At 69.9% G+C, this 16,587-nt stretch carries 16 protein-coding genes and 1 pseudogene; 4 read left to right on the plus strand and 13 right to left on the minus strand.

The window, feature by feature from the left end; translation table 11 throughout:
- Nucleotides 1–175 precede the first annotated feature (175 nt).
- Both RPX00_RS29880 and RPX00_RS29885 read right to left on the minus strand, forming a co-directional pair.
- Nucleotides 176–694: a lytic polysaccharide monooxygenase auxiliary activity family 9 protein gene (locus RPX00_RS29880; RefSeq protein WP_406630351.1), complete on the minus strand. Its 519-nt coding sequence runs from the start codon at nt 692–694 to the stop codon at nt 176–178.
- Nucleotides 695–1,459: 765 nt separating this feature from the next.
- On the minus strand, nt 1,460–1,651 hold the full coding sequence (locus RPX00_RS29885) for a hypothetical protein (RefSeq protein ID WP_406630352.1): 192 nt from the start codon (nt 1,649–1,651) through the stop codon (nt 1,460–1,462).
- 217 nt (nt 1,652–1,868) lie between these two features.
- On the opposite strand from RPX00_RS29885, the gene RPX00_RS29890 reads away from it, so the two are divergent.
- Nucleotides 1,869–2,102, plus strand: a complete 234-nt coding sequence (locus RPX00_RS29890) for a hypothetical protein (protein WP_406630353.1) — start codon at nt 1,869–1,871, stop codon at nt 2,100–2,102.
- Here the strand turns inward: RPX00_RS29890 and RPX00_RS29895 are convergent.
- Nucleotides 2,080–2,649 (minus strand): CGNR zinc finger domain-containing protein, encoded by a 570-nt coding sequence (locus RPX00_RS29895; RefSeq protein ID WP_406630354.1) that lies wholly within the window; start codon nt 2,647–2,649, stop codon nt 2,080–2,082. The genes RPX00_RS29890 and RPX00_RS29895 overlap by 23 nt on opposite strands.
- Before the next feature lie 169 nt (nt 2,650–2,818).
- Between RPX00_RS29895 and RPX00_RS29900 the strand changes: the two genes are divergently transcribed.
- Complete coding sequence (locus RPX00_RS29900; RefSeq protein WP_406630355.1) at nt 2,819–3,244, plus strand: Ohr family peroxiredoxin; 426 nt, start codon at nt 2,819–2,821, stop codon at nt 3,242–3,244.
- 22 nt (nt 3,245–3,266) lie between these two features.
- Here the strand turns inward: RPX00_RS29900 and RPX00_RS29905 are convergent, their stop codons facing one another.
- Nucleotides 3,267–3,674, minus strand: a complete 408-nt coding sequence (locus RPX00_RS29905; RefSeq protein ID WP_406630356.1) for a LysR family transcriptional regulator substrate-binding protein — start codon at nt 3,672–3,674, stop codon at nt 3,267–3,269.
- A 77-nt stretch (nt 3,675–3,751) separates the two neighbouring features.
- Nucleotides 3,752–4,204: pseudogene (locus RPX00_RS29910) on the minus strand (LysR family transcriptional regulator); the annotation flags it as partial.
- Nucleotides 4,205–4,286: 82 nt separating this feature from the next.
- Here RPX00_RS29910 and RPX00_RS29915 point away from each other — a divergent pair.
- Entirely contained in the window at nt 4,287–5,471 is a 1,185-nt protein-coding gene (locus RPX00_RS29915) for an MFS transporter (RefSeq protein WP_406630357.1), read from the plus strand.
- A 21-nt stretch (nt 5,472–5,492) separates the two neighbouring features.
- A complete protein-coding gene (locus tag RPX00_RS29920; RefSeq protein WP_406630358.1) occupies nt 5,493–5,915 on the plus strand; it encodes a PPOX class F420-dependent oxidoreductase in 423 nt (140 codons plus the stop codon).
- An 11-nt stretch (nt 5,916–5,926) separates the two neighbouring features.
- On the opposite strand, the gene RPX00_RS29925 is transcribed toward RPX00_RS29920, so the two are convergent.
- The 8 genes from RPX00_RS29925 to hpnD form a co-directional block, all read right to left on the minus strand.
- Nucleotides 5,927–7,705 carry a hypothetical protein gene (locus RPX00_RS29925; RefSeq protein ID WP_406630359.1) on the minus strand — a complete coding sequence of 593 codons (1,779 nt, stop codon included), beginning with the start codon at nt 7,703–7,705 and terminating at the stop codon, nt 5,927–5,929.
- A 13-nt stretch (nt 7,706–7,718) separates the two neighbouring features.
- The gene (locus RPX00_RS29930; protein WP_406630360.1) at nt 7,719–8,744 is read right to left on the minus strand and encodes a phenylalanine--tRNA ligase subunit alpha; all 1,026 of its coding nucleotides are present in this window, start codon (nt 8,742–8,744) and stop codon (nt 7,719–7,721) included.
- A gap of 234 nt (nt 8,745–8,978) precedes the next feature.
- Nucleotides 8,979–9,980: an adenosyl-hopene transferase HpnH gene (gene hpnH, locus RPX00_RS29935; protein WP_406630361.1), complete on the minus strand. Its 1,002-nt coding sequence runs from the start codon at nt 9,978–9,980 to the stop codon at nt 8,979–8,981.
- A gap of 3 nt (nt 9,981–9,983) precedes the next feature.
- Nucleotides 9,984–11,447, minus strand: coding sequence for a 4-hydroxy-3-methylbut-2-enyl diphosphate reductase (ispH, locus tag RPX00_RS29940; RefSeq protein ID WP_406630362.1), 1,464 nt, complete (start codon nt 11,445–11,447; stop codon nt 9,984–9,986).
- Nucleotides 11,444–13,351: a squalene--hopene cyclase gene (gene shc, locus RPX00_RS29945; protein ID WP_406630363.1), complete on the minus strand. Its 1,908-nt coding sequence runs from the start codon at nt 13,349–13,351 to the stop codon at nt 11,444–11,446. The genes ispH and shc overlap by 4 nt, the downstream gene beginning before the upstream one ends.
- On the minus strand, nt 13,351–14,391 hold the full coding sequence (locus RPX00_RS29950; protein WP_406630364.1) for a polyprenyl synthetase family protein: 1,041 nt from the start codon (nt 14,389–14,391) through the stop codon (nt 13,351–13,353). Before RPX00_RS29950 ends, shc begins: the two co-directional genes overlap by 1 nt.
- Nucleotides 14,388–15,725, minus strand: a complete 1,338-nt coding sequence (gene hpnE, locus RPX00_RS29955) for a hydroxysqualene dehydroxylase HpnE (protein ID WP_406630365.1) — start codon at nt 15,723–15,725, stop codon at nt 14,388–14,390. The genes RPX00_RS29950 and hpnE overlap by 4 nt, the downstream gene beginning before the upstream one ends.
- Complete coding sequence (gene hpnD, locus RPX00_RS29960) at nt 15,722–16,582, minus strand: presqualene diphosphate synthase HpnD (RefSeq protein ID WP_406643140.1); 861 nt, start codon at nt 16,580–16,582, stop codon at nt 15,722–15,724. The genes hpnE and hpnD overlap by 4 nt, the downstream gene beginning before the upstream one ends.
- Between the last annotated feature and the right edge of the window lie 5 nt (nt 16,583–16,587).

Raw genomic sequence — 16,587 nt, forward strand, 5'->3', positions numbered from 1 at the left:
TGCCCTTTCCGGTGACCGGCACGCTAGTCACGGCCCGGAGACGGGGTCAACGAATGCGCGGGAAACTGGCTGGTTTTGTCATTCCCGAAAGACCGGGAAAAAGGCCCCGGACGCGCACTGAGGCACGGGCCGCCGCCACGGCCCGTGCCTCAGTGTCTGATGTGGACTGTCCGGGTCAGCCGACCTGCAGGTCGACGCAGGCGTAGAAGGCGTTCGCGGTGTCCGCGATGTTCCAGACGGCGAGCACCGTCTGCCTTCCGGTGTGCCCCTTGAGGTCCACGTTGTGGGAGACCGTCGACGGCGGCTGCTGGCCGTTGCCGTTCACCGTGGCGATCTTCTCGTTGCCGATCCAGTACTCGTAATTGGAAGTGCGGTGCCGGGCGGTGAACGTCCAGGTGAACTGCACCGAGGAACCGGTGGGCGTGACCTTCCAGCCCTTGTTGTTGTCGTTCAGCTCGGCGAACTGCGCGTTGCCGCCGTTGCAGCTGTGCAGCCCCTTCGGCCCTTCGACGCTCTGCGGCTCGTACTTGATCTGGCCGCAGGACACGACCCCCTTCGCGCACTGGGCCTGCCGGCTCGCCGGCGCGTTCACGTACCCGTGCGCGCTGGCGATGCCCGCGGGGCTGATCAGCACGAGCACCGGGGCGATCGCCGTGCCGACGGCGGCGGCGACGAGTTTCCGGTTCGCTTTCATGGGCTGCTCCTTCGGGGAATGCTCGTTTCCTTTCGCGGGTACGACAAAGCGACGCACCGGCTTTCCGGGAGCCGGCCCGCGAAAGGTGCGGAGCGAAGGGGGTGGGCTTCTTGGTCTAGACCATACGCCCGGAGCGCGGAGAAGGTCAACAGCTGGCAAAGAAAGGGAGACAGGGGGTGATCCGTCAACGTTGTCAGGCAAGGTGTTTGTCTCGTGTGGCGCTTGCCCGAGGGGTGTTCCGGCATTGCGCTGGACGGGTGGCTTCCCCCGAATTATGGCCACGCAGCGTGATTCCGTCCGGTCTGGACTCTCTATTGTGGACAGTGCGAAGGTGCGTGAGCGCAGGCAAAGCGGCGCGGCGGGGCGGTCTGGTGCAGCGATTCTGCCCGGCTTTCGGAATCACCGACTTCCGGCGGGTTGAACGGAATCGACGACCAATGGTGCACTGGAAGGTTTAGGTGTTCGCGCGAGCTGAACCGGTTCCGTATTCGCGGGCGGCAGCCCCTGTCGTTTCGGCGATAGGGGTTGCCGCCGCTCGGGAAGGAGAGTCAGCGCCGGGCCTCGATCGCCAGGTCGCCCCGGGTCGCGGTCCGTGCCGAGCTGGATCGCGCTGGCCTCGGTGGGCCGGGCCCGTTGCTCCTCGGCCGACTGTGCGCAGAGGTTGTCTTCCGGCTGGTCAGGCGTACGCGCTCCGACGGTCGGCGGGGTTCCGCAGCGTCCTCCGTCGGGACGTCGGGTGTACTTGCCGGTGGCGATCCCGCCGGGTCAGCGGCGAGTAGGGGACCACGCCCTGGCCCAGCTCGCGGGCCTGGGAGCAGGTCGCGTTTCCCGGTGCGCTCGACCTGGAGCGCGCAGGTCGGCGATGGCCTGCGTCCGCGAGATCTGCCAGGCGGGGGCGTTGGAGATCGCGACGTAGTGGATTTCGCCCTGGCGGACGAGGCCGTCCATGCCGAGCATGCGCTCGGCGGTGGCGCGCGCTGTCCTCGGCGACGCCTCAGCCCCAGAAGGTCGCCGTGGCGAGCGCCAGCGGCCCCGGTGCGGCCCAGCATGTGTCGAGGGCGAGCGGCATCGTGCGGCTGGAACGGGCCCGCGGGCTGCGTCCGTCGGCGGGCGTGGTGGAGGCGCTGGCCGGAGCCTTGCGCCTGAGCCTGAGCGGGCGCGGACCGGGAAACTGTTGTCCGGCAAGGGATCGCGGGCGACGCATCCCGACGACGCCGCGTCGAGCGACCTCGTCGAGGAATTCCTTGTCCAGGACGAGGATTTTCGCGCGCTGGTGGCCGGAGAGCTGACAGTGCGGTTCGAAACGCTCGCGCTGATCGAGAACCCGGACCAGCGGGTGCTGATCTACCGCGGCGGACGACGAAAGCCGGGCGGCGCTGGACCGGTTATTCGCCTCGTGAGGGAGTGAGCGGCGGGTTCCCCCGTTGCCGCGCTCGGTACGCCGCCGCTTTCATTTTGTTTCCGCAGGTCGCCATCGCGCACCATTCGCGTCGTGATCCGCGCGAATGGTCCAGGTAGACCTGGGTGCATTCCGGCCGTCCGCATTCCTTCAGCAGATCCGCGTCCGGCCCGCCCAGAATTGTCACCGCTATCCGCGCCACCGTCGACAACGCTTGCGCGGCCGTCGCGTGCACGTGCCGCCCGGTGCGGCTCAGTTGCGGGACCGCGTCGGGCTGCGCGGCCGCCTCGTTGACTAGCGTCAGCGCCTCCTGGTCGTACTCTTCGTCGGCGAGCCGGGCCGCGACCAGCGCGTAGATCGCTTCCCGGACCGCGATCGCCCCGGCCAGGTCGTCGGCGGTGCTGCCCGGATCGGCGTCGGTGACCCCCGACTCCCGGAACCAGGCGTCCAGGCTGCGCGGCGAACCCAGCATCTCGGCCGGCTCGTCGTTGCGGCGGGCGCGCAGCGTGCCGACGAAGTCCAGTGCCGGGTTCCCGCAGGGGAAGGCGTGCTCCATGCGCACCAGTCTGACAGGTGATGAATCGCTGCGCAAGGAACTCTAACCAGTCTAGGGGGTTATGAGTAGCGGGTCACAGTGATGCGTAACCGTCTTGACTGGTGACGAATAAGCGTGCGAAGGTTTCCTGGTCGCTCAGCGGCTTCTGAAACCCTGGAGAGGAAAAAACATGTCTGAAACCACCTACACCGCCGTCGTCACCACCACCGGCGAGGGCCGCAACGGCGGACGTGCGGTTTCGTCCGACGGCGCGCTCGACCTGAACTTCGCCATCCCGAAGGAGCTGGGCGGCAACGGCGGCGCGACCAACCCGGAGCAGCTGCTCGCGGCCGGCTGGTCGTCGTGTTTCATGGGCGCGGTCCGGATCGCCGCGGCGCAGCGGAAAGTGAAGCTGGAAGACCTGGCGGTGGTCGCTGATGTGACGCTTCACCACGACGACGCGAACTTCTGGCTCAGCGCCGCGCTGCACCTGGAGCTGACCGGGATCGATCAGGAGACCGCCGACGCGCTGGCCGCGGCCGCGCACCAGACCTGCCCGTATTCGAAGGCGCTGGGCGGCAGCATCGAGGTCACGGTGGACGCGACGGTCGCGTGACCGAGGTTGTCCGCCCGGCGGGTCAATGCCGGGCGGACGGGGCCTGCCGGGCCAGTTCGCGCGCGACCTCGACGGCGATCTCGACGGTGCGCGCCGCCAGCGGGGACTGGCCGGGCCGTCCGGGCGGCCAGTGCAGGTAAATCGCCCGCGCGGGGGCCGGATCGAGTTCGTGCACCTGCAGGTCCGGCCAGCCTTCCGGGCCGTGGATCGCGCCGCAGTCACGGCAGACGACCTGGTGGATCGCCATCCAGGGCAGCACGGCGAGTCCCATTCCGGCGCGCACCATCGACAGGATCGTTTCGTTCCCGGCGGAGCGGAACACGATGCGCGGCCGGGCGCCCGCGTCCGCCAGCGACTGTTCCAATCGGGGCTGATCGCAGGTCGGCGGCCAGGCCACCATCGCCTTGCCGTCGAGGTCCCGCGCGGGCACCGGGCCGGGCGGCAGGTCGCCCGGGGCGCCACCGCGAGGTAAGGGTCCTCCATCAGCAGGACGTGGTCCGCGTCGTCGGCGATCAGCCCGTCGTAGAACAGCAGGTCGAGGTCGCCGAGCCGGGCGTCGTCCGGTTCCGCTTCGGAGAGCCGGATTTCGCAGCGGGGGTGTTCTTCGCGGAGACGGCGCAGCACGGTCGGCAGGATCGCGTGCGAAACGCTCTGCAGGGTGCCGACGTCGATGCGGCCGTCTCCGGCCTTGAACCGGTCGACGGCCCGGCTCAGCGCTTCGGCTTTCGCCAGCACCTCCCGGCCGTGTTTGAGCACCACCGCGCCGAGCGGCGTTATCCGCACCGGCCGCGGGCCGCCCGGCCGGTCGAAAACTGAGCCGCCGAGCGCGCGCTCCAGGGCTGCGATGTGCTGGCTGACGCTCGACTGCGTGTAGCCGAGCCGGTTCGCCGCGCGGGAGAACGTGCCCTCCTCGGCGATCGCGATCATCGTCGTCAGCTGCCGCAGGTCGAGGTCGGCCATGGGCTATGTATAGCAGATCACGATGGATATGATCGTGAACAATCGCTTTTATTAATCTCTCGGCGCTCTTAGCGTCGAAGCCATGACAGTCGCAACGACATCCCTCAGCGAGAGAACCCGTCTGCCGGCCCTCGCCTGGGCCCTTGGCGCGTGCCACCTCGTCGCCCGTGCCGGTTCGTTCGTGCAGCCGATGCTGGTGCTGTACCTGACGCAGGAACAGCGGCTGACCCCGACGGCGGCGGGCGCGATCGTCGCCGCGGTCGGCATCGGCGACTTCGGGTCGCAGTTGCTGGGCGGCTGGCTCGGGGACCGGATCGGGCGGCGGAGGACGATGCTCCTGGGGTTCCTCGGCACCTCGATCGCCTTGGCTGCCTTGGGAACGGCCGCCACGACGCCGGTCATCTGGGCCGCCGCGCTCGGCTACGGCCTCGCCGCCGGGCTCTTCCGGCCGGCGGGATCGGCGGCGGTCGCGGATCTTCCGGCAGAACAGCGGACGCGGGCGTACAGCCTGCTTTACTGGGCCGCGAACCTCGGATACGCCGTCGCCGCAACGGTTGCCGGGGTGCTGGCGAGCCGCGGTTACGGCCTGCTGTTCTGGCTGAACGCGGTCGCGATGCTGGCTGCGGCGCTGATCGTGGTGGCCGCGGTGCCGGAGACCCGTTCGACCTCGAGTCGTTCTCGACGCGCGTTGCTGCCAGTCTTGCTCGCCGATCGCCTGATGATCACCATGACAGTGATTCACGTCGGGTGCTTCACGTTGCTGATGCAGGCGTTCGCGACTCTGCCGCTGCTGATGACCGCGCAGCATCTCGATGCCGCCACGTACGGTGCTGTGTTGGCGCTCAACGGGTTTGCCATCGTCATCCTGCAACCGCTGGGTGTGGCAGTGCTGGCTCATCGCGACCGGGGGACGGTGCTCGCCGTTTCGATGTTGCTGGCGGGCTTGGGCGGCGGTCTGGCTGCCGTGAGTCAGAGCACCGCTGGCTTCGCCGTCGCGATTCTGGTGCTCAGTCTGGGGCAGATCGGACTCGCGGTCCAGTTCGGGGCCACGTTCGCCGCTCTTGCGCCGCCCGATCTGCGCAGCAGGTACATGGGGGTCGCGTCCAGCGCGTGGAGTCTCGGTGCCGTTCTCGGCCCGATGCTCGGTACGGCGCTGCTGGAACAGGCCGGCCGGATATGGCTCGGCGTCGTGGCCCTCGCCGCCGGTCTTCTGCTTTTCGCCGCACAGCAAGCCGTCGCAGGGTCCCTGCGCGGACGTCAGAGTTAATCACCGGAAAGGACAACACCGATGACGACCATGACCGAGAGCGAATGGCGCACCTTCCTCACCGAGGAAACCCGGCTCGCGCACCTCGCGCTCACCCGCGCCGACGGACGCCCGCATGTCACCCCGATCTGCTTCCTCCTCGACGGGGACGAACTCGCGTTCGCCTTGTCTCCGGGGAGCGTGAAGGGCAAAAGCCTGGCGCGGGACGGGCGAGTGGCGGTGTGCGTGAGCGATGAGCGGCAGCCGTATGGGTTCGTGACCGTTGAGGGGGAGGCGCGGGTTTCTGCTGATCCTGAGGAGGTCAAGCTCGTGGGGGTGGGGATCGCGGAGCGGTACTATCCCGATCAGTCCGCTGTGGACGTTGCGGAATCGTTTGTGCAGGGCGGGTTTTCCGCGGTGCGGATCAGGATCGCAAAGGTCATCGCTTGGTCCGGGCTCGGCTGACCGCTCGTGTCTCATCGCAGCCGCGCCCCGGCCCGCTCGAGTGCTGCCAGCACTTCGGAGCGGGCCGCGGCTATCTCGCCGGTCGTCAATGTGGCGGAGTGCGGGCGGAGGGTGACCCGCAAGGTGAGCGACCGGTGCTCGGGAGGGATCGGCGAACCCCGGTACTCGCCGACATAAGCCACCCGCCGCACCAGGGGATGGGCCTGTGCCGCGGCGTCGGCGACCTGGGTCCACGGGACGGTGTCGGCCGCGAGGACGGACAGGTCGAAGTCCGATTCCGGCAGGTCGCCGACCGGGTCGTAGCGGTTTTCCCGGGACGGGTGCGTGCGCAGTGCGTCGAGGTCCAGTTCGACGCACGCGACCGCGCCCCGGTCGATGCCCGCGGTTCGGAGGATCGACGGCCGGACCAGGGCTAGTGCGCCGACGGGGCGGCCGTCGGCGTGGATTGCCAGGCGGGCCGACTCGTCGGTCCAGGCCGGGCCGGGGGTGCCGGACAGGTCCAGTGCGGTGAGGTGGCAGTGGCGGCGGAGCAGTTCGGCCAGTCCTTTGGCTCGGCGGAACAGGGCGACCCCATCCGGTCCGGCCAGCAGGATTCCGGCGGAGGTGCGTTCGGCCGCGGCGAAGACGGTGCCGACTTCGAAGAGACTGAACTCGTTGTAGTAGCGCAGGTTCGCGGCCGAGGCTTCGAGCAGGTTCGGGATCAGCGAAGGGCGCAGCTGGGCGCGGTCCGGGGCTGGCGGGTGGTCGATCGCGAGGGTGGCGTCGAGTCCGCACGCGGTCAGCAGGTGGTCGGCGGACCACGGGTAGGTCAGTACTTCGGTGACGCCGCCGCGCGCGGCCAGTGTCTCGCGGACCTGGCGGGCCAGCGGGAGCCGGTTCGGTCGCGGGGCTAGCTCGACGACGGGGCGTCGTGCGGGAAGCGTGTCGAAGCCGTGGATCCTTGCCAGCTCCTCGACGATGTCTACCGGCAGCGAGAGGTCGCCGGTCGAACGCCATGACGGAGCGACGACTCGCAGCAGGTCGTCGGTGATCTCGGCGGTGCAGCCGAGGGCGCGGAGGGTGTGGAGGATTTCGGCTTCGGGCAGGCGGAGGCCGATCCGGCGTTCGATCTCTGCCAAACCCACCTCGATTTCGGCGCAGTGGGTGGCGGCGAGGACGATGTCTTCCTGGCCGATCGCCACGGCTGACGGGTCGGCTTCGGTCAGGAGGTGGAGGAACAGGTCGGCGGCTTGGTCGGCGCGTTGGGTGTCGAGGCCTTTCTCCTGGCGGACTGAGGCTTCGGTCCGGGCGCTGCGGCGGGCTTGGCTCGGGATGAGCGTCGGTATTTCCAGCACGAGCGAGCTATCCGCAGGGTGGACGTCGCTTGGCTGGCCGACTGCGTACATCACGTAGGCGCTCAGGCTCCCACTCGGTTCGCCGATGCGGCGGAGGCGGTCGCGGACGAAAGCGGGGGAACTATCCACTGTGTACTGGATCGCCAGGATGCGTTGGTGCCATTCAGGATCTGCCGAGCGAATGAGGCCGGTCGTGCGAGGCGGTCGGGGGACACGGGGGAGCGGAGTCAGCGGGAGTCCATAGAGGACGGAGAACTCGCGGGCGATTCCGTAGTGTCCCCACAGGTCGGGGCGGTTGGTGAGGGATTTGTTGTCGATCTCGAAGACGACGTCGCCCTCGACCTTGTCGTAGCCCTCGACTTCGACGGTCTTCAAGGTCAGGTCGTGGGCGAGCCGGTCGGGGGAATAGCGGGGCAGGGGCACGTAGTCGGTCAGCCATTCCAGGGAGATCTTCACCGCAGCGGGCCTTTCAGGCGAATTGGGAGAGGAAGCGGAGGTCGGCGCTGTGCATGAGCCGGACGTCGCCGATGCCGTAGCGCATCATCGCCAGCCGGTCCAAGCCGACGTTCAGATAGCAGCCGGACCAGCGCGCCGGGTCGAGCCCGGCCCCGCGCAGCACGTGCGGATGCGGGCTGCCGCCGGGCATCAGTTCGAGCCAGCCGGTCCGTCCGCAGGTGCGGCAGCCGCGTCCGGCGCACACCCGGCAGGCCATGTCGATCTCGAAACCTGGCTCCACGAACGGGAAATACCCGGCGCGCATGCGTGTTCGCACCGGTTCGCCGAAGACCGTGCCGAGGATCGTGTCGACGAGGAACCGCGCGGTCGCGAGCGGGACGGCCTCGTCCACCACCAGCACCTCGTACTGGAAGAAGGCCCGTTCGTGCCGGGCGTCGGTGCTTTCGTTGCGGTAGACCCGGCCGGGGTAGGCGATCCGGACCGGCGGTTCGTGCGTGCTCAGGTGCCGGACGCTCGCGCCGGTCAGATGCGGGCGCAGGCAACGGCCGTCGGCGAGCCAGTAGGTGTCCATGCTTTCGCGCGCCGGATGGTCGGCGGGGAAGTTGAGCCGGTCGAATTCCATTTCCGCGGAACTGATTTCCGGGCCTTCGACGATCTCGAAGTTGAGTGCGCGGAAGGCGTCGTCGAGGTCGTACCTGAGCTGCGTGACCGGATGCAGCCCGGCGGTGGGCGGCGGGAGGCCCGGGACGGTCGGGTCGAGCGGGTGCTCCAGTGCGGGCTCGGTGATGAGCTTCTGGTCGAGGAGGGCGGTAATGCGTTGGTGTGCTTCGGAAAGCGCGATGCCGAGCTGCTTGCGGGAGGCTGGGGCGTAGCGGCCGAGTTCGCGGCGTACGGCGGCGAGTGGGCTGGACTTGCCGAGTGCGGAACGTCGTACCGCGGCGATGGCGGCCGGACTGTTCGCCTGGGCTAGCTCGGAGAGCGCGGCCTCGGTCAGCGCGGCGATGCGGCGCAGCGTCGAGGCTGGTTCAAGGGGGTCCACGGGTTCCTCGCTTCGGATCGTGAAGTACGGGACTTCACCCCCGGGCAGCGAGGGGAAACGCGGTGGTCAGCGGGCGGAACCCGGCGCGCACGCGCAGCCCCCGGGCACTCCCCGGGGGCGAAGAAATCGCTGCGTACGCATGCGGCCATCATGGCACGCCCGTCGCGCGAGGCGCAAACCCCTTGTGGCGTGGCCGTGAGGGGAACCCCGAAGGTCCCCCTCACGGCCAGCGGGTCAGTGGCCGACGGCGGCCCGGACGGATTCCTTCAGCGAGCCGAGCGTCGCGATCACCGCGGTGGGTTCGTAGCCGCAGTGCGCCATGCAGTTGGAGCAGCGCGGGTCCTTGCCGCGGCCGAAGTTCTCCCATTCGGTGGTTTCGATGAGTTCCTTGTACGTCTTCGCGTAGCCGTCGTCGAGCAGGTAGCACGGGCGCTGCCAGCCGAGCAGCGAATACGACGGGATGCCCCACGGCGTGCATTCCAGGTCGCGTTTGCCCTCGAGGAAATCGAGGAACACCGGGGAATGGTTGAGCCGCCAGCGTTTCCGGTTGCCGCCGCCGAACGCCTTGGCGAACAGTTCCCGGGTCTGCTGCACGCCGAGCCAGTGGTCCTGGTCCGGCGCCTTTTCGTAGGCGTATCCCGGCGAGATCTGCATGTTGTCGACGCCGAGGTCGTTGAGGTAGTCGAGGACGTCGATGACGTCCTGCGGGGTGTCCCCGGTGAAGAACGTCGTGTTCGTCATCACCCGGAAACCCTTTTCCTTGGCGAGCTTGATCGCGTCGACCGCCGCCTGGAAACCGCCCTCCTTGCGGACCGACGCGTCGTGCCGTTCTTCAAGGCCGTCGATGTGCACCATCCACGCGAAATTGCGGTGCGGCTTGAATTTGTGGATGTGCTTGGGCAGCAGCAGCGCGTTGGTGCACAGGAAAATGATCTTGTTGCGGTCGAGCAACTGCCGGGTGATCTCGTCGATCTGCGGGTGCATCAGCGGTTCGCCGCCCGCGATCGACACCATCGGCGCGCCGCTTTCCTCGATCGCCCCGACCGCCTGCTCCACCGGCATCCGCTGTTTCAGCAGGGTGTGCGGCTGCGCGATCTTGCCGCAGCCGCCGCATTTGAGATTGCACGCGAACAGCGGTTCCAGCTCGACCAGGAGCGGGAATTTCTCCTTGCGCAGCAGCTTCTGCTTCATGAGATAACCGCCCAGCCGAAGAGACTGGCGCAACGGCATGGCCATCGCTCAGAGCACCTCCCGAGGTAGGGTGAACGTCATTTCTTCTTCCGTCAGCGTGTTTTCCGCGACGCTGACCGGTCCCAGTCCGCGCAGCGCCCCGACCGTTTCGGCCACCAGATGCGGCGGAGCCGACGCCCCGGCGGTGAGCCCGATCCGCCCGGCCCCGGCGAGCCGGCGCAGGTCGACGTCGGCGCACCCGTCCACCAGCACCGCGGGCGTGCCCTCGCGTTCGGACACCTCCACGAGCCGGCGCGAGTTGGACGAGTTCCCGGAGCCCACCACCAGCACCAGATCCACTTCGCGGGCGATCGCGCGCAGCGCCCGCTGCCGGTTGGTGGTGGCGTAACAGATGTCGTCCTTGCGCGGCGCGGAAAGCCCGGGGAAGCGTTCGCGCAGCACGGACGCGATTTCCTCGGCCTCGTCGAGCGCCAGCGTGGTCTGCATGGTGTACGCGGTCCGCGACGGGTCGCGTACGGTTACCGCTCGGGCGGCCGCGACGTCGCCGACGACCACGACATTGTCGGGCGCTTCTCCGACAGTGCCTTCGACTTCCTCGTGCTCGGCGTGTCCAATGAGGAACACCGTCTCGCCGCGATTGGTGTAGCGACGGACTTCGTTGTGCACCTTGGTGACCAACGGGCAAGTCGCGTCCACTACGGACAGTCCGCGCTCAGCGGCCGCGCGCCGGACCGCCGGGGAGACGCCGTGCGCGGCGAACACCAGCGTCGCGCCTTCCGGTACTTCCTCCACCTCGTCCACGAACACCGCGCCGAGACCCTGCAACCGGTGCACGACATGGGTGTTGTGGACGATCTGACGTCGCACGTACACTGGCGCGCCGTGCTTCTCCAAGGCGCGCTCGACGATCTCGATCGCCCGCTCCACCCCGGCACAGAACGATCGCGGGCTAGCCAGCACCACCGCGCGTGGACGCACTGCCTCTGCCCACGCAGTGATCGCGGGAGCGGCCCGGCGCAGGCTCCGCAGTCCGGCGAGTCCATTCGAGACAGTCGAAGGGTGAAGCAGCGGTTCGCCGACAGTGTCCACAATGGCCCTCACGACCGCGAACGGTTCGCCGTCCGAAGCAAGCCACGCGGATTCCATGTCGACCGCCAACGCGCCACTGGACGCCAGTGCGGCCCGTTCTCGTTCCCGCACCACGTGCGAACTGCCGACCACCGGTCCGAGATGGACAGTGAGCCCCAGCCGCCGCAACGCGCCGGCCAGCAACGGTGCCGACGGAACCGGTACCACGCCGGAAGGACCGCGCACCTCGGTCGCGACGACGATGTCGCCCGGCCGTACGGAGGGAGTGAGCCCGCCGCCGAGCCCCGCCACGATCCGCGGGCCGGGCGGGAGCCGGGCCGCAGCGGCGGCGGCCCGGCGAGGCCCGAGTCCGGTGTGGACCGTTCGCGGACCGCGCACCGCGGCCTGCTCGATCCACAACGGAGTGCAGACGATCGGCATCATGAGCTGCCCCGCACGTACCGGCCGAGTGCGGACAACGGGAACACCACGCGGTACAGGTGATACGACAGGTAGAAGTCGCCGGGGAACCCGGTTCCGGTGTGCTTGTCCTCGTCCCAGCCGCCGTCCGGACGCTGCCGTGCGCACAGCCACTCGACTCCCCGGGTGACCACTTCGGACTCCCGTTCCCCGGCGGCGAGCAGCGCCAGCAGCGCCCACGCGGTCTGCGACGGCGTCGAATCACCGCGCCCGGCCCACGCCGGATCGTCGTACGACCGCAGGTCCTCGCCCCAGCCGCCGTCGTCGTTCTGGTGCTCGGCCAGCCACTTCACCGCACGCCGGATCCGCGGCGAAGTCCCGGGAATTCCGGCGGCCACCAACGCGGGCACCACCGCGCCCGTGCCGTACACGTAGTTCGCGCCCCAGCGGCCGAACCACGAGCCGTCGTCCTCCTGGTTGTCCAGCAGCCACTGCACCCCGCGACGGCATTCGCGGGTTTCGGTTTTCCCTTCCGCCGCCAGCATTTCGACCACGTGCGCGGTCACGTCCGCCGACGGCGGGTCGATCACCGCGCCGAAGTCGCAGAACGGCAGGCGGTTGACCAGCTCCTGCGTGTTGTCCGCGTCGAACGCGCCCCAGCCGCCGTCGCTGGACTGCATGCCCTCCAGCCACGCGACGCTCCGGTCGACCGCCTCGCGGATCCGCAGGTGGTCCGGTTTGCCCATCCGCCGCAGCGCGAGCACCACCTCGGCGGTGTCGTCGGTGTCCGGATAGCCGTCGTTGGCGAACTCGAACGCGAACCCGCCCGGTGCCAGCGAAGGCCGCCGCACCGCCCAGTCGCCGGGCACCCGGATTTCCTCGCCCAGCATCCAATCCGCGGCCCGCACCAGGGTTTCGTCGCCGGGGGAGACGCCCGCGTCGAGCAGCGCGGTCATCGCCAAGGCGGTGTCCCACACCGGCGACTGGCAGGCTTCGAGCCGCCGTACCCAGCCCTGGTCGGTCTTCTCGCGGATGGTGAAGCCGTCCAGCCCGGCGATCCCGGCCTTGAGCGCGGGATGGTCGAGCGGGTAGCCGAGCAGGTGCAGCGCGAGGATCGAGTACACCCACGGCGGCTGGATCCCGCCCCACGAACCGTCGGCCTCCTGCCGGGCCAGGATCCACTCCGCGGCCTGCTTCATGGCGAGCTTGCGCACTGGGTTGAGCGGCAGCTTCGCGTACGCGTGCAGCGCGGTGTCGAGATTCTGGAACACGCCGTCCCACGTCCACGGCGTCCGCGTTTTCCTCGGCTGCTTGCCGGTGCGCAGCTCGGCGACGTCGAACGGCAGCTTCCGCACCGGCCGCAGGGTGCCGACGATGGTCAGCGGCACCACGGTCTGCCGGGCCCAGCAGGCGAAGTCGTACACGTTGAGCGGGAACCACGACGGCAGGAAGATCAGCTCCGGCGGCAGGCTCGGCAGGTCGTCCCACGACCATTGGCCGACCATCGCGAGCCAGATCCGGGTGAACACCCGGGTCGCCTCGATCCCGCCGTGCTCGCGGATGTACTCGGCGGCGGTGGCCAGCCACGGCGCGTCCGCCGGGTCGCCCGCCAGCCGGAGCGCGACCCACGCCTCGACCGTGGTGGACAGGTCGGCCGGGCCGTCCGGGAAGTTCGCCCAGGTGCCGTCCGCGCGCTGCTGCGAACGGATCCAGCGCGCGGACTCCTCGGCGATCTGCGGCGTGAGAATGCCGAGGAAGTGCCGGAGCAGCAGGTCTTCCGCGTCCATCGTGACGTTGGTGGCGAGTTCGCCCTTCCACCAGCCGGCTCGGTCCTGTTCGCGGCGCAGGAACTCGACGGCCGAGGCGACCGTGTCGGCGGCGGAGCGGGTGGTGGCGGGCGCGGAGGCCCGGGGGACGGTCTGGGTCATCACGCTTCCCTTCCGGCGATGAAACGGGCGATCGACACGAGATCGGCGCGCGGACCGGGCAGAATCGCGGCCAGCGCCTCTTCGGCCGTGGCGACGTGCCGCGCCGCTTCGGCGGTGGCCCACGCGCGACCGCCCGCGTCGTCCACCAGCGCGGCGATCCGCGCGAGGTCGGCGTCGTCGTCCCCGGCGAGCCATTCGGCCAGCCGGCGGCCCGCCGCGCCGCCGTTCGTGGTCGCGTAGGTGATCGGCAGCGACTTCTTGCGCGCCCGCAGGTCGGAGTACACCGATTTCCCGGTGACCGCCGGATCTCCCCAGATGCCGAGCACGTCGTCGACGAGCTGGAACGCCAGGCCGATCTCCTCGCCGAACAGGGCCAGCGCGTCGACCACCTCGGCGGACGCGCCGGCGAGCACCGCCCCGATCGCGGCGCTGCCCGACAGCAGCGCCCCGGTCTTCCCAGCGGCCATCGTCACGCATTCGGCGAGCGTGACGTCGTCGCGCTGCTCGAAGGCGACGTCCAGGAACTGGCCATGGATGAGCCGCCGCGTGGTCTCGGTGAGCAGCCGTCCGGCCGCGACCGCGTGCGGGGAACCGCTGTCCAGCACCACTTCCTGCGCGAGCGCGAGCATCGCGTCCCCGGTCAGGATCGCGCTCGCGGACCCCCACAGCGCCCACACCGTCGGCCGGTGCCTGCGCTCGGTGTCGCCGTCCATCAGGTCGTCGTGGACGAGCGAGAAGTTGTGCACCAGTTCCACCGCGACCGCGCCGGGAATGCCTGCCTCCACCGGCGCGCCCGCGGCCTGCGCGGACACCACGGCCAGCGCGGACCGCACGGCCTTGCCGCCGTTTCCCCGCACCGGCGCGCCGTTCGGGTCGGTCCAGCCGAGGTGATAGGCGCTGATCGCGCGGCTGTCGTCGTCCAGCCGGTCGACGGCGGCGCGCAACGCTGGCTGCACGACGTCGCGGGCTCTGCCGAGCACCGGCGGCGCCGCTGGACGAACGGACGTGGCCTTCTCGGCGGAAAATACCTCGGTCGTCATGCTCCGACTCCCTCCCTCTTACCGTTGTGCTGAAGGAGGGCGGCGGCCGCGGCCGCACCGCTGCGCGCGGCGCCCTCCATCGTCGCGGGCCATCCGGTGGCGGTCCACGCGCCCGCCAGGTACAGCCCGGGCAGGGCGGTACGCGCGGGCGGGCGCAGCGAGGCGGTGCCGGGGCCGGGCCGGAACGTCGCGTGCCGCTCTCGGGTGACGAAAAAGTCGAGCACCTTCGCGCCGCGCGCCTCGGGAAGCAGCGACAGCAGTTCCGGCAGCAGTCGTTCGCGCAGTTTCGCGGTGGGCAGGTCGATCTGCGCGTCCGCCGCGGACAACGACATCGCGAGGTACTGCCCGGAGTCCAAACCGGACTGTTCTGTCCGGTCGAACACCCACTGCACCGGGGTCCGCACGCCCGCGACGAACGGTACGTCGAGCACCTTCCGGTCGAGCACCACGTGCACGTTCACGATCGGCGAGCTGCCGAGCCCGCCGGACCAGCCCGGCGGCATCCGGATCGCCCCGGCGGGCGCGAGCTGTTCGGTCACCGGCGGCGGGGTCGCGAGCACGACCTGGCTGAACGTTTCCTCGCCGCGATCCGTCACGACCCGCCAGCCTTCGCTGATCTCGCGCACCTTCGTGCCGACCCGGACGTCAGCCCCGGCCTCGAGCAGCCGTTCGCGCGCGGGGTCGCCGTGCAGTTCCCGCAGCGGCACCAGCGACCATCCGATGTCCGCGGCGGCCGGATCGGTGAGCAGGCCCTCCTGGAACACTGTCGCGGCGAGACTGAGCGACGCGTCGTCGGCGGTCGCGTTGAGCGTGGCCACCCCGACCAGATCCCACAGCGCCTCGATCGCCGCCGCGCTCTGCCCGTGCCGGCGCAGCCATTCCCCGAAGGACTGCCGATCGGTGCGGTCCGCCTTCGGGTCCACCCGGCGCAACGCGAGCGCGGCCATCGCGAACCGGGCCCGGTCGAGCGGGCGCAGCGGGTCGTACCGCAGCAGCGAACCGGCGAGATGCAGCGGCGCGGGCAGATCGCCGCGCCGCAGCCAGGTCGGCTCGGGCGCGCCCGGCAGCCGGATCGGAATCTCCAGCCGCGGCTGCAGTGTCACCCGGTCGGCGACGCCGAGCCGGTCCAGCAGCGCGCGATAAGCGGTGCAGCAGCGGAGGAACACGTGCTGTCCATTGTCGACCCGCAGCTCGCCGCGAGTGAAGGAATGGGTGAGCCCGCCCAGATACGGCCGCGCCTCGAACAGCGTCACCGGCCGCCCGGCGTCGGCGCAGGCGAGCGCGGCGGCGATGCCCGCGAGCCCGCCGCCGACCACCGCGACCGGGGCGCTCATCGGCCGATCCCGGTCAGCGCCCGGAACGCCACCACCGCCTTTTCCCGGCCGGACAACGAAAGCCGCCGGTCGAACACGCGCGCGGGCTGCTCGTCGATCCGGTCCAGCAGGGTGCGGTAGATGCCCGACATCGCGGTGCAGCAGGCGGCGCTGCGACCGTCCAAAGAGGGCACGAGGCGAAGGCCGCGGGAGTACCAGTCGCGCGCCCGCGCGGCGCTGTCGTGGATCAGCGCGGTGAGCCCGCCGTCGGGGTCGGCCAGCCTCCCGTCCGGGCCGACGGACAGTTCGACGCCGAACCGGTCGAGGTCCTCCTTGGGCAGGTACACCCGGCCGTTGAGCAGGTCCTCGCGGATGTCGCGGAGGATATTGGTCTGCTGCAAGGCGATTCCCAGCTCGTCGGCGTACACCGGCGCGTTCGGCTCCGGCCTGCTGCCGAACACGCCGAGGCACAGCCGCCCGACCGAACCCGCGACACAGCGGCAGTACTCGACCAGTTCCTCGAACCGCACGTACTCGCGGCCGGTCACGTCCATCTCGACGCCGTCGAGCAGTTCCTCGAACGCGCCGAGCGGAATCGGGTACCGGCGCGCGGCATCGGCGACCGCGACGTACACCGGATCCGTGGTCGCGGACAGGTCGCCGAGCGATTTCCGCACCCCGGCGAGCCCCTGCAGCTTCGTCTCGGCGGACGCTTCGGTGTCGTCGCCGATGTCGTCGATGATCCTGGCCAGCGCGTACACCGCGCACAGCGCCGCGCGTTTGTCCGGCGGCAGCAACCGGATTCCGTAGTAGAAGTTACGGGCTTGTTTCTTGGTGACCTCCGCGCAGTGCGCGTAGGCCTCGTCCACTGTGCCCATCGCCG

This window comes from Amycolatopsis sp. WGS_07 (genome assembly GCF_045278895.1).
GTDB lineage: Bacteria > Actinomycetota > Actinomycetes > Mycobacteriales > Pseudonocardiaceae > Amycolatopsis.

Bases quoted from the DNA above. Each gene is read 5' to 3' on its own strand.
- ispH (WP_406630362.1), bottom strand. From the start codon at position 11,447: ATGATGCCGATCGTCTGCACTCCGTTGTGGATCGAGCAGGCCGCGGTG.
- RPX00_RS29950 (WP_406630364.1), bottom strand. From the start codon at position 14,391: ATGACGACCGAGGTATTTTCCGCCGAGAAGGCCACGTCCGTTCGTCCA.
- RPX00_RS29900 (WP_406630355.1), top strand. From the start codon at position 2,819: ATGTCTGAAACCACCTACACCGCCGTCGTCACCACCACCGGCGAGGGC.
- hpnH (WP_406630361.1), bottom strand. From the start codon at position 9,980: ATGGCCATGCCGTTGCGCCAGTCTCTTCGGCTGGGCGGTTATCTCATG.
- RPX00_RS29880 (WP_406630351.1), bottom strand. From the start codon at position 694: ATGAAAGCGAACCGGAAACTCGTCGCCGCCGCCGTCGGCACGGCGATC.
- shc (WP_406630363.1), bottom strand. From the start codon at position 13,351: ATGACCCAGACCGTCCCCCGGGCCTCCGCGCCCGCCACCACCCGCTCC.
- RPX00_RS29895 (WP_406630354.1), bottom strand. From the start codon at position 2,649: ATGGAGCACGCCTTCCCCTGCGGGAACCCGGCACTGGACTTCGTCGGC.
- hpnE (WP_406630365.1), bottom strand. From the start codon at position 15,725: ATGAGCGCCCCGGTCGCGGTGGTCGGCGGCGGGCTCGCGGGCATCGCC.
- RPX00_RS29920 (WP_406630358.1), top strand. From the start codon at position 5,493: ATGACGACCATGACCGAGAGCGAATGGCGCACCTTCCTCACCGAGGAA.
- RPX00_RS29915 (WP_406630357.1), top strand. From the start codon at position 4,287: ATGACAGTCGCAACGACATCCCTCAGCGAGAGAACCCGTCTGCCGGCC.
- hpnD (WP_406643140.1), bottom strand. From the start codon at position 16,582: ATGGGCACAGTGGACGAGGCCTACGCGCACTGCGCGGAGGTCACCAAG.
- RPX00_RS29885 (WP_406630352.1), bottom strand. From the start codon at position 1,651: ATGCTCGGCATGGACGGCCTCGTCCGCCAGGGCGAAATCCACTACGTC.